Source organism: Vespertiliibacter pulmonis (assembly GCF_013377275.1).
In the GTDB taxonomy this organism is placed as follows: domain Bacteria; phylum Pseudomonadota; class Gammaproteobacteria; order Enterobacterales; family Pasteurellaceae; genus Vespertiliibacter; species Vespertiliibacter pulmonis.
The window spans coordinates 1,593,351-1,607,916 of record NZ_CP016615.1 but is presented as its reverse complement, the minus strand read 5'-3'; the positions used below and the strand labels follow the sequence as shown (position 1 = coordinate 1,607,916).

General features: G+C 36.1%; 12 protein-coding genes. 1 reads left to right on the top strand and 11 read right to left on the bottom strand.

The annotated features are described in order from the left end of the window. Nucleotides 1–42 precede the first annotated feature (42 nt). The 8 genes from nanA to pyrH form a co-directional block, all read right to left on the bottom strand. Nucleotides 43–921, bottom strand: coding sequence for an N-acetylneuraminate lyase (gene nanA / locus A6B43_RS07810; protein ID WP_124210414.1), 879 nt, complete (start codon nucleotides 919–921; stop codon nucleotides 43–45). A 48-nt stretch (nucleotides 922–969) separates the two neighbouring features. Further along, nucleotides 970–1,827, bottom strand: coding sequence for a MurR/RpiR family transcriptional regulator (locus A6B43_RS07805; protein ID WP_124210413.1), 858 nt, complete (start codon nucleotides 1,825–1,827; stop codon nucleotides 970–972). Between the two features lie 8 nt (nucleotides 1,828–1,835). Beyond that, a complete protein-coding gene (gene nanQ, locus A6B43_RS07800; protein WP_124210412.1) occupies nucleotides 1,836–2,300 on the bottom strand; it encodes an N-acetylneuraminate anomerase in 465 nt (154 codons plus the stop codon). 205 nt (nucleotides 2,301–2,505) lie between these two features. Further along, nucleotides 2,506–4,008, bottom strand: a complete 1,503-nt coding sequence (gene ppx / locus A6B43_RS07795) for an exopolyphosphatase (RefSeq protein WP_124210411.1) — start codon at nucleotides 4,006–4,008, stop codon at nucleotides 2,506–2,508. A 75-nt stretch (nucleotides 4,009–4,083) separates the two neighbouring features. Further along, entirely contained in the window at nucleotides 4,084–5,175 is a 1,092-nt protein-coding gene (locus A6B43_RS07790) for a lytic murein transglycosylase (RefSeq protein WP_124210410.1), read from the bottom strand. Next, nucleotides 5,175–6,107: a tRNA pseudouridine(55) synthase TruB gene (gene truB / locus A6B43_RS07785; RefSeq protein WP_124210409.1), complete on the bottom strand. Its 933-nt coding sequence runs from the start codon at nucleotides 6,105–6,107 to the stop codon at nucleotides 5,175–5,177. Before truB ends, A6B43_RS07790 begins: the two co-directional genes overlap by 1 nt. Nucleotides 6,108–6,109: 2 nt before the next feature. Further along, nucleotides 6,110–6,517, bottom strand: coding sequence for a 30S ribosome-binding factor RbfA (gene rbfA / locus A6B43_RS07780; RefSeq protein WP_124210408.1), 408 nt, complete (start codon nucleotides 6,515–6,517; stop codon nucleotides 6,110–6,112). Between the two features lie 207 nt (nucleotides 6,518–6,724). Continuing rightward, a complete protein-coding gene (gene pyrH / locus A6B43_RS07775; RefSeq protein ID WP_124210407.1) occupies nucleotides 6,725–7,438 on the bottom strand; it encodes a UMP kinase in 714 nt (237 codons plus the stop codon). Nucleotides 7,439–7,573: 135 nt separating this feature from the next. Here pyrH and A6B43_RS07770 point away from each other — a divergent pair, with 135 nt between their 5' ends. After that, nucleotides 7,574–9,106: a phosphoethanolamine transferase gene (locus tag A6B43_RS07770; protein ID WP_211329678.1), complete on the top strand. Its 1,533-nt coding sequence runs from the start codon at nucleotides 7,574–7,576 to the stop codon at nucleotides 9,104–9,106. A 101-nt stretch (nucleotides 9,107–9,207) separates the two neighbouring features. Here A6B43_RS07770 and lysS read toward each other — a convergent pair whose 3' ends face one another. The 3 genes from lysS to fdhE form a co-directional block, all read right to left on the bottom strand. After that, nucleotides 9,208–10,710 carry a lysine--tRNA ligase gene (gene lysS / locus A6B43_RS07765; protein WP_124210406.1) on the bottom strand — a complete coding sequence of 501 codons (1,503 nt, stop codon included), beginning with the start codon at nucleotides 10,708–10,710 and terminating at the stop codon, nucleotides 9,208–9,210. A gap of 142 nt (nucleotides 10,711–10,852) precedes the next feature. After that, entirely contained in the window at nucleotides 10,853–13,282 is a 2,430-nt protein-coding gene (gyrB, locus tag A6B43_RS07760; RefSeq protein ID WP_124210405.1) for a DNA topoisomerase (ATP-hydrolyzing) subunit B, read from the bottom strand. Nucleotides 13,283–13,487: 205 nt separating this feature from the next. Beyond that, on the bottom strand, nucleotides 13,488–14,414 hold the full coding sequence (gene fdhE, locus A6B43_RS07755) for a formate dehydrogenase accessory protein FdhE (protein WP_124210404.1): 927 nt from the start codon (nucleotides 14,412–14,414) through the stop codon (nucleotides 13,488–13,490). Nucleotides 14,415–14,566: the final 152 nt, after the last annotated feature.

Sequence of the window (14,566 nt, the reverse complement as noted above, 5' to 3'; positions counted from 1 at the left end):
TGGCTACTTAACTGTAGCCATTCATTTATTGCTAACAATACGCTATAAGAATTTTGCTTTCAATGCTTTTACTACGTCTTTTTGGCTTTCATTAAGTGATTTTGTCATTGGTTCACGACAACAGCCCGCTTGTACACCTTCTTCTTCTAATAGGCCTTTAATTGTTTGATACAATCCATTGCTAATAATTGCTTCAATTAAATCATTAGTAACATGTTGAATAGCTAATGCTTCTGTTATTTTTCCCCGTTGAGTTAATTCAAAAATTTGACGTGCTCTTAAACCATTAACATTAAATGTTGAGCCAATCGCACCATCTATACCAAGTACCGTTGCTGGTAACAGCATTTCATCAAAACCTGCGTAAATTAGATGACTTGGGAAAGCCTTACGTAAACGCTCTAACAAATAAAAATCTCCTGCGGTAAATTTCACACCAATAATTTTAGGGTTTGCAAATAGTTCAGCAAATTGATTCACACCAATATTCACACCGGTCAGAAATGGAATAGAATAAACAATCATAGGACTGCCCGTTTCACGAATAATTGTTTCATAAAAATTCTTAATTTCAGAAAAGCTAAATTTATAATAGAAAGGCGTAACGGCAGATAAACAATCATAACCTAACCCAGTTGCATATTTTCCTAATTCCACTGCTTCTTGTAAATTTACGCTGCCCACTTGTGCAATTAATGCAACTTGATCTTTCACTTCATCTTTTACAATTCGAAAAATTTCTTTTTTCTCTTCCGTAGATAACATAAAGTTTTCGCCCGTTGAACCACCAACATATAAGCCATCAATTTTCATCTTATCTATATTATAACGAACAATTTGACGTAATCCCGCTTCATTGATCTTACCATTTTCATCAAATGAAACTAATAATGCACTAAAGATACCTTTTAAATTTTTCATTACACTATCCTTTAAATAAAATTATTATTTGTGTGAAAATACTACTGATTATACTGATTTCAATACATTAACCGTTTTTTGTTTTTGTAATATTGCTTTATTTGGCTCTGCTTGAACCAATAAGGCATAAAGTAAATCTAAAATAAATAACTGTGTCATTTTTGTGCCTAATGAATCACCTTGCATATAGCCTTGACTATTCCCATTGATTAATACATAGTCTGCAACATCAGTAATCGGAGACCGTAAATTATGCGTAATTGCAATACAAATTGCTTCATTTTCTTGTGCAATCCGTAACCCTTTCACTGTCTCTTTAGACGAGCCTGAATGACTAATACCAATAACAACATCGCCCTTTTTCAATAATGCTGCCTGCATATACATAAAGTGATTATTGGTAAGCGAGTCAACTTGTAAACCAATACGCATTAATTTATGTTTAGCATCTTCTGCAGTAATCCCTGATGATCCAACACCAAACAGAAAAATCCGTTTTGCTTTACGCAATTCCAATACTACTTTTTCCAGTACATTAAAATCTAACAGATTAATTGTTTCTGAAATAACAGCACTTAATGAATGTTGCAATTTTAGTGCAATTTCTCTTACCGTATCCTGTTGAGAAATATCTGTATCTAGTATCCTATCACTCTCTTTTTCTTGGGTTGCTAATTCAATAGCCAATTCTAATTTAAAATCTGTATAACCCTTAAAGCCAAGTGTTCGGCAAAATCGAATAAAAGTGGCTTCACCTACGTCTAAATAAAGTGCTATTTCAGATAAAGAACATCTGCTTAATAAATCAGGTTGAGACAAAATTTGTTCTGCAATTTTTTTCTCTGTTTTAGTAAAACTCGACTGTAATGCATTCATTTTGCCTAAAATTTTTCCACCGTATGACATTGTTTTTCCTATAACAATTCTACGGGAACTTTCACAACTAATTTCTTCAAAAGTTTATCGCCATTAATTGAAACACCAGGTTTATGTGTTTCATTTGGTAAGAAAATTACAAACATTTTTGGACGAAGAATCACCACATTTTTATTTGCGGTTTCTGGAGTAAGCTGATAATCAGCGTCTTCATTATATTCACTATAAAGTGATAAATCTGGCATTCCAACATCATATTCAATTGCTTCTTCGCCAGAAATTAGCACTTGAATATCAATAAATTTACGGTGCAACTCTGCTTGTTTACGATCAGCAGGCTCCGTAGTAAACTCCATCACATTCATATCAATACCATCTTCTAGTGGCTGTTTACCAAGAGGTAGATTAGCTAAATCTAATTGATTTAATTTGTGGCAGCAACGTGCTAAAACAGGGGGTAAAGAATTGGTAAAATCTTGACGAGTTAAATCACCCAATAACATACAAAACCTCGTTATTTTGAGTAACATTATCAATTCTGATTATATTACTCCAGAAAATAAATAAAAAAGAAGATATACTCCATAGAGTAAAAGTTTCTTCTTTTAATAACAAGTGAAAAACAAAAGAAGTGAGAAGAAGATCACTATTTTACAAAATAGATAAAAAAATAACCGCTTGCTATATCTATTACAAGCGGTTAAAAAATTAAATAATTAGCGGTAAATTTATCGATGCAAGCTGTCTTTTTTCATCAAGCAAATCATCTAAAATAAGAGGGTTTTGCATAAGAAAATTATGTTCAAAGGTTAAATGCCAATGATTTGCTACTACTGCTAAATTTAGTTCGCGAGGAAAAACTGTAGCCTGACGAGAGCGGTTAAGCAACACTGCCAAACGAAATACTCTTAATAATGTTAAAATATCACGATGCTGAAAACGGTTGGTACTTCGTAAATCACTTTTTTTAAAGCTTTTAAGATGATAACGCATTAACAGTCCGAGTAGCCGTTGTTGCTCATCATCAAAACCTGGTAAGTCTGTATGAGAAATGATATACGCAGAATGACGATGAACAGCATTATGATTAATACTAATACCTATTTCGTGCAACATTGCGGCCCATTTTAATAGGCTTCGTAGTTCTTTGAGCTGTCGTTTATTTTTCCAATTACGAATTTGATCAAATAAGCATAAGGCAGTTTCTTGTACACGCAAAGCCTGTTGTTGATCGATATGATACTGTTCAGCCAATCCTTCAGCCGTGCGTTGCCTAATATTGCTAACTTGGAAGCATTCTTCCAATCCATACATTATACCTTCACGCAATGCCCCGTCTGAATAACGCATTGAGTGAATTTTAAACGTACGAAATAACGCAAGTAAAATTGCTAGCCCTGGTACTAATATATCTGCTCTCTCTTCAATTAATCCCTTAAGTTGAATTTCGTTTAAATTATTAAACATCAAACAGCGATCAATTAAGCTCAATAATCGGCTTTCAGTAATTAACATATCTTTATAGCCATTAGCACCTAATACTTTACTAACAGTTTTTATCGTGCCAGATGAACCAAAAACATACTTCCAACCTAACTGACGATAGTCAGAACTTAGATCTTCAATTTTTTCCATCGCTACTTGGTAAGCTAAATCAAACCGTTCTTGCGTTAAAATTCCATTTGGGAAAAAACGTTTTGCAAAGCTCACGCACCCCATATTGCGACTCTCTGCTCGCAAAGGAGTGAAACCATCACCAACTACCATTTCCGTAGAACCGCCACCAATATCTACAACAAATTTACGCCCTTTTTGTGCTTGAGTATGACTTACGCCTGAGTAAATTAAACAAGCCTCCTCTTTACCTGAGACAATATTGATCGGAAATGGAAAAAACTGTTGAGCTTGTTCGACAAATTGCTGATTATTTACCGCTTGCCTTAATGTATAAGTACCAATAACTTTTACATTCTCTGGGGAAAATCCCTCTAAACGTTTTGCAAATAGGCGTAAACACGCTACGCCTCGCTCAATTGCCTCTTGGCTTAAGACATTATTCTCATCTAGCCCCTCCGCCAAACGCACTCGCCGTTTTAAGCGAGAAAGAATTTGAATTGAGCCATTCACAATTCGAGCTACAATCATATGAAAGCTATTTGATCCAAGATCAATAGCAGCAAATTCACGAGGAGGATTATCATTAGGTTTCATAAATTGAACCTCATTTATTGGACTCCGATTGCTTATTAAGGACAAGCGGTAATTTCAAGTAATTTTTCACCTATACTACTGTACATTTTGCAAAATTCGATCAGCAAATTTACCGATGCTAATCGCAAAATTATTCGATTTATTCCAATCTAAAATTGTTCGGAAATTATTTGATACTAAAAAAGCACGCCCTACCGCCTTATCTGGGCGAACTAACCATAATTTTGCTTTATGTAATTGAGCCAATTTTTGATTTTCCTGACCGCTTGGATAAGCCAGATACACACCAAGAGACTGCCATTCTGCTAGGCTTTTAGCTTTATTTTGCTCAATACCTGAAAAAGCAAGATCAATCGGCTGAGCTAATTTAACTTCAACACCCCACGGCAGTTTATTATCCCAGCCAACTGTTGATAAATAAGAAGCAATAGATGCAAATGCATCGTACTCATTATTCCAAATATCTTTCTTACCATCATTATCGCCATCTGCTGCATATTTCAAATAAGAAGTTGGCATAAATTGTGTTTGCCCCATTGCACCAGCCCAAGATCCCTTCATTTCATAGCGAGAAATTGTTCCCGTTTGCAACATTTTCATTGCATTCACAAATTCTTGAGTAAACAATTTTTCACGGCGACCATCAAAAGCAAGGGTTGCCAATACTGATAGCACATCAAAATTTCCTTGATAGCGTCCAAAACTGCTTTCCATTCCCCATAACGCCATAATATATTCTTTTTGCACACCATATTTTTGACTGGCTTTGGTTAGTTGAGGCTGATATTCCCACCAATTATCAACTGCTCTATTCACTTTAGCGGTTGTTAATACTTTATTTAGATAATTCGTTACTCCATTAGGATTTGGCGGTGGCGGCGGTAAATTTGGATCTCGGCGACGATTTGCTTGCTTTTGATCTAATTCTACAGCCCGATAAATATAATTGATACTCATCTGCTTATTCAAAATTTTATCAGAAACACCTGCACCAGCTGCTTTCCGTTTCAAAAACTTAACATACTCATTAAAGTGACGTAAATCTCTTGATTGATTAAATTTTGCATCTAATTTTAAGCCTGAATGCTCAGTATTATTACTACTACAACTGCTTAATAAAAAAGCAACCATTATCGGTAATGAAAAGAATCCTATATTTTTCTTCATTATTTTTCCTCAGAACTATAATTCACCATTCGATTAGGGCGAATTACATTTGTTTGATCAACATCAGCAACCCCTAAAAATTTACCTTCTGGAGAAAATAGACGAACTAATCCAACAAGTTTAGAGGGGTTTTCAAATTTTACTCGTTGTCCAAAACCTACGGCAACCGCTTGTTCAGACGTTAAATTTAAAATAGGCAATCCAGCAACGGCTGTATCCATTGGTAATAAGTAACTATCTAACTTCGCAAGCGGTTGTTTTTCCGCTAATAATTGTAATTGAGCAAAATCCATCATTTCATTTGTTGGGTATTGTGCAACGGCAAGCCGTCTTAAATACGTAACGTGAGCACCACACCCTAATACTTCGCCTAAATCATCAACTAATGTCCGAATATAAGTACCTTTTGAACAATGGACTTCCAAAGTCAAATTAGGGGCATCATAGGCAATAAATTTCAACTCAAAAATAGTAATTGGACGAGCTTCTCGTTCAACTATAATCCCCTGACGAGCGTATTCATACAAAGGTTTGCCATTATATTTTAACGCCGAAAACATTGTCGGCACTTGCAAAATATTTCCCCGAAAATGCTCAAGTGCTGATAAAATTTGTGAAATTTCAATATTTACGGCTCGAGTTTGAATAATCTGACCATCTGCATCAGACGTATCCGTTCGTTCGCCTAGCTTTGCAGTAACTAAATATCGTTTGTCGGAATCCAATAAAAACTGTGAAAATTTAGTTGCTTCGCCTAAGCAGATTGGTAACATTCCTGTGGCCAAGGGATCTAACGCTCCAGTATGCCCTGCTTTATTTGCATTAAACAAACGTTTGACCTTCTGCATAATATCATTAGAACTCACCCCTTGTGGTTTATCTAACAAAAAAATGCCATCAATATCTCGTCCTTTTTTACGAGGTCTGCCCACAATTATTCCTTGTCTTTGATTTGTTCGATATTTTCTTCTACTTGACGAGCTTCATCACTGCGAACCGTTTGCGTTACTAAATTCGCCATACGCATACCTTCCACCAATGAATAATCGTACACAAACTGTAATTCAGGCACGATACGCAAACGCATCGCTTTACCTAGTAACGATCTAATATAAGGGCTTGCTTTCGTTAGACCTTCTAACCCACGTGTTACCGTTTCTTGATCGTTATCAAATAAAAAAGTTACGAAGATTTTTGCATAGGCTAAATCACGGCTGATTTCAACATCGGATACCGTTACCATTCCAATACGAGGGTCTTTTACTTCACGCTGTAAAATAACAGCCACTTCTTTTTGTAGTTCCTGTGCAACTCTGTCTGCACGGCTAAATTCTCTTGCCATTTTTATTCCTAATCTGTTTATAATTTGACGATTTTTCGCATTATAACAAAAACTTTAAATAAGTCTGAAAAATAAGAAATTACAAGCGGTCAATTTCTGAAAAATTTTACTGTGTAAATCTCTTCAGAAACTCACCGCTTGCTTTCACTTAGCTACATTAAAGAGAGTAATTTTGTTATATTACCTATTCTCTATATTTCAAAAGGCTTACGAAATAATTGTGCCTTCTTCCGTTCCTGTTACTACCTGGTATAACGCCCCTACTTTTCCCATATTAAACACACGAATTGGCATAGCATGGTCTCTAGCTAAAGTAAATGCTGCTAAATCCATTACCTGTAACTCTTTATCAATTACTTCCGCATAGCTTAATGTCTTATATAACACGGCATCTGCATTTTTAGCAGGATCTTTATCATAAACACCATCAACTTTAGTCGCTTTCAATACTACATCGGCTTCAATTTCAATACCTCGCAAGCAAGCAGCTGAATCTGTCGTAAAAAATGGGCTACCTGTACCCGCAGAGAAAATTACTACGCGTTTTTCACGCAACATTTTGATTGCTTCCGACCAATTATAAGTATCACAGATCCCATTAAGTTGAAAAGCTGACATCAATTTTGCATTCACATCGGCACGATGTAAAGCATCACGCATTGCAAGCCCATTCATTACTGTTGCCAGCATACCCATATGGTCGCCAACAACACGATTCATACCTGCTTTAGCTAATTTTGCTCCACGGAATAAGTTTCCGCCGCCTAGAACAACGCCAACTTCCACTCCCATTTCAATTAACTGTTTAATTTCAAGGGCCATTCTATCCAAAATAGATGGATCGATGCCAAATCCTTCATCACCTTGCAAAGCTTCGCCACTCAGTTTTAATAAAATTCGTTTATAAATTGGATTGCTCATTTCTGACCTCTTTTTATGATAGGGTATATTGATAGGAAAAATTGCGTTATTATAAAACATCATTGCCTATGGCTGGAATAGCATTTTTCACTCTTTTTTTGTAAAATCTGCTCTCTTTTCTTTTACATACTTTCAATGAAACGATTTTTTGTCCTTATTACCTTAATTAGCTTAGCTATTTTTGCAAGCTATTCCATGTTGCTTGGATCAGGCTTTTTTCCCCAAGCCGATTTCGTCGTTATTACTATTTTTAGCCTATTTATTCTTTTATTTAGTGGATCAGCTAAATCATTTTACTTCGGACTATTGCCCATAAGTTTGTGTTATATTACTTATATGCCGATCGGCATAAACTTTGGTCCACCGTCTTACCAATATGTCGCATCAGTATTCGCCACAGACCTACAAGAAAGCCGTGAATTTTTAGCCCAACTTCCTCTTTACGATATAATATTAGCAGTTGCTAGCTTATTATCGCTATTCATAATTCGAGCCTTATGTAAAAAATTTCATATTCAGTTTCAACGAAACCAAACTTTCGTTACTTTAAGTCTTACTCTTTTCTTCTTCGTTTCTCCCATTGCAAAATTTATAACGGAAGGGATAGATTCTATTACAAAAGTTAAAACAGAATTACAATGGCTCAATACAATGAATATTGAAAGTGGCTGGGGGAAATCACAACTGAAGAATCAAAAAATCTACGATGATTACGTTTTAATTATTGGAGAAAGTGCAAGGAGAGATTACCATCACGCTTATGGCTACCCTATTGAAAATACCCCGTTTATGAGCCACGCTAATGGTACGTTAATTGATGGCTTAACTGCAGGCGGAACAAATACGATCGCTTCTCTTAAAGTCATGTTAACCAAACCAAATCCTAAAAAATGGGAAGGTCATTATGCGTTAAGTCTGGTTGATTTAGTTAAATCCGCAGGTTTACAAACTTATTGGCTATCCAATCAAGGCTACTTAGGCATTTTTGACACACCAATTTCTTCCCTTGCAAATAAAAGTGATGAGAAATTTTTTACAAAATCGGGAGATTCATTTAGCCAAAATATTAGTGATTTTGCCTTACTACCCAAATTTGAACAACTTATCCAACAAAAGACATCGACAAAACGTTTTATTGTCTTACATCTTTACGGTTCTCACCCACTCAGTTGCGATCGTCTTACCGATTATACAACTATCTTCAATGAAAATGATATCGACAAAAAATATCATAATCTAAACTGTTATATTTCCTCTATTAAGAAAACTGATGAATTTATCCGTAAAGTTTATGAAGGATTACAATACAATCAGCAAAAAAATGGACGAACATTCTCAATGATCTATTTTGCTGATCACGGTTTATCACATGCTATTAGTGAGAATAATATTGATATGCTGAATATGACTAAAAGCCCCCTGCATTTGAATATCCCACTCTTTAAAATTTCCAGCGATGATACCCAACGAAAAGTTTATAAAGCCTTTAAATCAGGATTAAACTTCACAGATGGTATCGCCAACTGGATTGGTATTGAAAATGAAAAACTTAATCCAAATGTTGATCTGTTTAGTCCTCAAAATGATAGCGATGATTACGGTTTAAAAAACATTATTGAGCAATTTAATACCCCTGTTGATCCTGCGATTGTTATAAAAAAGCGCTAACAAGCGGTAACTTTAGATAAAAGTTTGTAAAAAATAAAGGGAAAACAACCGCTTGTTGTTTTCCCCTTTTACCATCAAATTATATGAGATTTAAATAATCATTATTTCTGGCGCATTGCTGGGAATAAAATTACATCACGAATTGAAGGTGCGTTAGCAAAAATCATTGCTAAACGGTCAATCCCCAATCCTTCTCCAGCAGTTGGTGGTAAACCGTGTTCAAGTGAGACTACAAAATCTTCATCATAGAACATTGCCTCATCGTCACCTGCTTCTTTTGCTTCAACTTGTGCTTGGAAACGCTCTGCCTGATCTTCTGCATCATTTAATTCTGAGAAACCATTACCAATTTCACGTCCGCCAATAAATAATTCAAAGCGGTCGGTTACATCTGGATTTTCATCATTACGACGTGCTAATGGAGAAATCTCTGCTGGGTGAGCCATTAAGAAAGTTGGTTGAATCAATTGATGCTCTGCAACTTCTTCAAAAATTGCATTAACTATAGAACCTAACCCCCACGATTTTTGGATCTCAATATTCAATCCTTTAGCAATTTCTACACTCTTTTCAAAGTTATCTAAATCTTCACGTTTAATGCCATTGCCATATTTTACGATCGCATCATGCATAGTAATACGCTCAAATGGCTTGCCAAAATCGAACATATATTCGCCATAAGGAACATCTGTTGTACCTAAAATATCTAATGCTAAACGACGTAACAATTCTTCAGTATTATCCATTAAATCGTGATAATCAGCATAGGCCTGATAGTACTCAATCATCGTAAATTCTGGATTATGACGAACAGAGACCCCTTCATTACGGAAATTACGGTTTAACTCAAATACTCGCTCAAACCCACCTACCACTAAACGTTTTAAGTAAAGCTCTGGTGCAATGCGTAAATACATATCTACATCTAATGCGTTATGATGTGTAATAAAAGGCTTCGCCGCTGCACCACCAGGAATAACTTGTAACATTGGCGTTTCAACTTCAATAAAATCTTTTTCAAGGAAAAATTGACGAATACCCGACACAACTTTTGAACGAATAATAAACGCTCGGCGAGATTCTTCATTAGCAATTAAATCAAGATAACGCTGACGATAACGAGTTTCTTGGTCAGTTAAACCTTTATGTTTATCAGGTAAGGGACGCAAAGCCTTAGTGAGTAACTCTAATTCGCTCACACGGACAGTTAATTCACCCGTTTTTGTCTTAAATAAAACACCTTTTACGCCGACAATATCGCCTAAATCAAGTAATTTTACCGTATTTTCATACTCACCTTCAGGTAAATTATCACGGGCAACATAAAGCTGAATTTCACCACTAACATCTTGAATGGTAATAAATGTTGCTTTTCCCATCGCCCTGCGTAACATAATGCGTCCGGCTACAACTACAGGAATTTCTTGAATTTTTAACGCTTCGCCCTCAATATCACCATAGTTTTTATGTAAATTTTTGGCTAAATGTTCACGACGAAAAGTATTTGGAAAAGGGTTACCACGCTGACGTAGTAGGTTCAATTTTTCACGGCGAGCAAGCATTTCACCGTTCAGATCAAGTTCTTGATTTTCTTGTTCAGACATTTTGTTACCTTAAAAATTTTTAAAAGAATTCGTTTCCATAAAAGGGGAGATTATAAGCGATTTTCTTGTATTTTGGTAGAAAACAAGCGGTAAGCTATGGAAAGAAATTTATCAAAACCCTGAAATTTCAGGGTTTTGATAATTAGATATCTAAATTCGCATACAAGGCATTACTTTCAATAAAATCTCGGCGAGGTTCAACATCATCGCCCATTAAAGTAGTGAAAAGTTTATCGGCGGCAATGGCATCAACTATGGTAACTTGCAACATTTTACGCACTACAGGATCCATTGTCGTTTCCCATAATTGCTCAGGGTTCATTTCTCCCAATCCTTTATAACGCTGAATAGTCAAACCTTTACGAGATTCTTTCACAAACCAGTCAATTGCTTCTGCAAAACTACTTACAGGCTGTTTACGCTCGCCTCGCATTGCATAAGCGGTTGGCTCAAGTAAACCACGCAACTGTTCTGCTAATTTTGCAATCCGAGCATATTCATTACTTGAAATAAAGTTGAAATCTAACGTATACGTTGTATCAATACCGTGAGTTGTTACCACAATTTGCGGCTCATAAATATGCCGTTCACTATTATAAGACATTTCGGCACGATAGCTGCTACCACTACTTTCATTCGCTACTAGCATATTAACTAAATTAGTTCCCCAAGCGGATACATTAGACTCATTTTTTGCAAATTCAACCGAGAACATTGGCTGGTCTAACAAATTATTCAAAATTGCTAATGGATAACGATAAGAAAGACGTTCAAACAATTTCTGAACAGTATTAAACTCTATAATCAAATTTTCTAGTGCTAAACCACTTAATGCAGGAGCATTTTCACTTACATAAAGCTCTGCACCATCTAATGCAATGGCTAACTCATACTGCTGCATTTCTTCACTATTTTGAATATATTTTTCTTGCTTGCCTTTTTTCACTTTATATAAAGGTGGTTGAGCAATATAAATATAGCCTCGTTCAATTAGCTCTGGCATTTGACGATAGAAGAAAGTAAGTAATAATGTACGAATATGTGCACCATCTACGTCCGCATCAGTCATAATGATAATTTTATGATAACGCAATTTCTCAATGTTATATTCATCTCGCCCAATTCCCGCACCTAAAGCAGTAATTAGTGTCGCAACCTCTTGTGATGAAAGCATTTTATCAAAACGTGCTTTTTCTACATTGAGAATTTTACCTTTTAAGGGCAAAATTGCTTGGTTTTTGCGATCACGCCCCTGTTTTGCTGATCCACCAGCAGAATCCCCCTCCACTAAGTAAAGCTCTGAAAGTGCGGGATCTTTCTCTTGGCAATCTGCAAGTTTACCAGGCAGCCCCCCTAAATCTAATGCACCTTTACGGCGAGTCATTTCTCGAGCTTTACGGGCAGCTTCCCTTGCTCGTGCCGCATCAATAATTTTGTTTACAATGCTTTGTGCATCACTTGGATTTTCAAGTAAATAGATTTGTAGTGCTTCATTCATCGCACTTTCAACAGCGCCTTTCACTTCAGAAGAAACTAATTTATCTTTTGTTTGTGAAGAAAATTTAGGATCTGGAACTTTTACTGAGACTACCGCTACTAAGCCTTCTCGAGCATCATCACCCGAAGCATCAATATTTGCATCGGCTTTTTTAATTTTACCGCTTGCATCCATATAATGTTTTAATGAACGAGTTAAAGAAGCACGAAAGCCTGCTAAATGTGTACCGCCATCACGTTGGGGAATATTATTCGTAAAACAATATACATTCTCATTGTAGCTATCATTCCATTGCAAAGACACCTCTACACCGATACCATCTTTTTCCGTAGAAAGATAAAATGGCGTAGAATGGATTGGGGTTTTACCTGCGTTAAGATATTCGACATAAGAACGAATTCCACCCTCATACTCAAAATGCTCTTCTTTACCTTCTCTCTCATCAATTAAGGTAATAGCGACACCTGAGTTCAAGAACGAGAGCTCACGTAATCGTTTCGCTAAAATTTTATATTCGAAATCTGTCTTATTCTTAAAAATTTCATAGCTTGGCCAAAAACGTACTGTCGTACCTGTTTTTGTTGTTTCGCCAATTACCGTTAAAGGAGCATCTGGCTCGCCTAAACTATAAAATTGCTCATGTACATTACCTTCACGACGAATTGTGAGTTGTAATTTAGCAGAAAGTGCATTTACTACCGATACCCCTACGCCGTGTAACCCACCTGAGACTTTGTAAGAATTATCATCAAACTTACCACCAGCGTGAAGTACAGTCATAATCACTTCAGCAGCTGACACACCTTCCTCTTCGTGAATACCAACGGGAATACCTCGACCATCATCTTGCACGGATACTGAATTATCCGAATGGATAGTCACGATAATTTCATCACAATGCCCTGCTAATGCTTCATCAATCGCATTATCAACTACTTCAAATACCATATGGTGTAAACCCGTTCCATCATCTGTATCGCCAATATACATTCCCGGACGTTTACGCACTGCATCAAGTCCTCGTAAGACTTTAATACTTGAAGAATCATAATTTGATTGATTTTGCTCAGTCATTGTTATTCCTATTCATAAAAAAGGGTTCGGCAAATGCCAAAAATGAGTAAGATTATAGCAGAAAAAGGACAATTAGGGAATTAGATAAGGGCTTTTAACCCACGCAAACAACTAAACAAGCGGTGATATTTAGCTAAATTTTGTCATTAAAAAACGCAAGCAATGCCTGCGTTTATATTAACGATAAGATGTGAATATGCTCTATTTATTCTACTAAAAATAAAAATGGATTTAACCCACTGCGAGCCAAACCTTTTTGCTCCATTTCTGCATCTAAAAAGAGTGTAGCAAGATCATCAGCAACGGCTTCGACGTGAGGATCTTTTTCTTGATACATCACCTTAAGATAGCTTTCACAATCGCCACAGGTTTCTGCTTTTACCGCAGAATCAATACTATCTAAACTCCAATAGTCTAGCTTACCTGTTTGTTCACAATTAGTACACTTTGCTCGAACTACATTCCATTCGCTTTCACATAAAGCACAGTGTAAATAACGCAATCCTTGGGTATCACCAAAATGTACAACACTTGCTACTGGAGCAGAGTCACAAACAGGGCAAGTTTGACGATGTTCGCCATATTCTGCCTGCGCATTACGAGGTAATTGTTGAGTGAGTTGCACCCAATAAAGTGATAATACTGCCCATAAAAAAACAGCTTTATCTGCACCAACGTCTGAAAAACGCTCATTTAATAAATGATCTGCTAATTGTTCTATCTCTGATGTTGAGGCTTTTTCTAACCATTCTAAATTATCTAAAACCGTTTCTGATAGATTTTCTTTCGCTTTACACTTATCAATGAAGGCTTGCAATAATTCACGCCACTCAGGAGAACGAGTAAACTGCTTCACATTCAGCGGTTTTTGGCCCAAATTTTGCGTTAAATAAGCGGTGAGATCTGCTGATATATTTGCAATCGGGTGGCTATCTAACAAGTCTAACTGAATATCAACTAACTCTGCAGCAAAAATTAAATAATCCCCAAATGGATTGTCTTGTGCAAGCTGACGTAACCGTTTAGCACGGCGTTGGTAGAGATTTTTTGGATTCGCAAAAAGTAATGGCGGATGCTGAAAAGAACTTGCCACTTGCTTAATTTCTGTATCGGGTAAAATTCTAATGCCCATAATATATTCCTAATAAAAATTTATTCTATTTTAGCCTAATTTCTGGCAACGTGGGTATTCATAATACAAAGTTGCTTAAAGTATCAAATTATGGCAAAAATTTCTCAATTCTAACCGCTTGTAGTGATAAAAAATGCGGTCTTAAGACCGCA

Bases quoted from the DNA above. Each gene is read 5' to 3' on its own strand.
- nanA (WP_124210414.1), bottom strand. From the start codon at position 921: ATGAAAAATTTAAAAGGTATCTTTAGTGCATTATTAGTTTCATTTGAT.
- A6B43_RS07805 (WP_124210413.1), bottom strand. From the start codon at position 1,827: ATGTCATACGGTGGAAAAATTTTAGGCAAAATGAATGCATTACAGTCG.
- nanQ (WP_124210412.1), bottom strand. From the start codon at position 2,300: ATGTTATTGGGTGATTTAACTCGTCAAGATTTTACCAATTCTTTACCC.
- ppx (WP_124210411.1), bottom strand. From the start codon at position 4,008: ATGAAACCTAATGATAATCCTCCTCGTGAATTTGCTGCTATTGATCTT.
- A6B43_RS07790 (WP_124210410.1), bottom strand. From the start codon at position 5,175: ATGAAGAAAAATATAGGATTCTTTTCATTACCGATAATGGTTGCTTTT.
- rbfA (WP_124210408.1), bottom strand. From the start codon at position 6,517: ATGGCAAGAGAATTTAGCCGTGCAGACAGAGTTGCACAGGAACTACAA.
- pyrH (WP_124210407.1), bottom strand. From the start codon at position 7,438: ATGAGCAATCCAATTTATAAACGAATTTTATTAAAACTGAGTGGCGAA.
- A6B43_RS07770 (WP_211329678.1), top strand. From the start codon at position 7,574: ATGAAACGATTTTTTGTCCTTATTACCTTAATTAGCTTAGCTATTTTT.
- lysS (WP_124210406.1), bottom strand. From the start codon at position 10,710: ATGTCTGAACAAGAAAATCAAGAACTTGATCTGAACGGTGAAATGCTT.
- gyrB (WP_124210405.1), bottom strand. From the start codon at position 13,282: ATGACTGAGCAAAATCAATCAAATTATGATTCTTCAAGTATTAAAGTC.
- fdhE (WP_124210404.1), bottom strand. From the start codon at position 14,414: ATGGGCATTAGAATTTTACCCGATACAGAAATTAAGCAAGTGGCAAGT.